Source organism: Polynucleobacter sp. AP-Latsch-80-C2 (genome assembly GCF_018882185.1).
Taxonomy (GTDB): Bacteria; Pseudomonadota; Gammaproteobacteria; order Burkholderiales; family Burkholderiaceae; genus Polynucleobacter.
In genome coordinates, this window is record NZ_JACVOY010000043.1 from 1 (window position 1) to 266 (window position 266).

Here is a 266-nt window from a genome sequence, read left to right on the forward strand (position 1 = left end):
TTGAAGTACCGTTAACTGTCAGGCTAGAGGTACCCGCAGTATTAGTAATGGCTGGATTAGTGCCAGTCATTAACAAAGAGCCGATCGTCAGTGCATTTTGTAAATCTAAAGTAGCGCTGCTTAGGGTCAGTAAGGTGCTGGTATTGCCTACAGTTCCACTACCACTCACTTGTAAGGTACCGGCATTGACAGTAGTAGCGCCACCATAGGTGTTAGCACCTGACAGAGTGAGGATACCTACTCCTGCTTTTGTCAGAGTAACACCG

Annotated in this window: 1 protein-coding gene; it reads right to left on the minus strand. The window is 47.0% G+C overall.

The genetic code is table 11. The annotated features are described in order from the left end of the window. On the minus strand, window positions 1-266 hold a 266-nt coding region (locus ICN47_RS12790), incomplete at both ends, for an autotransporter-associated beta strand repeat-containing protein (protein WP_216220291.1).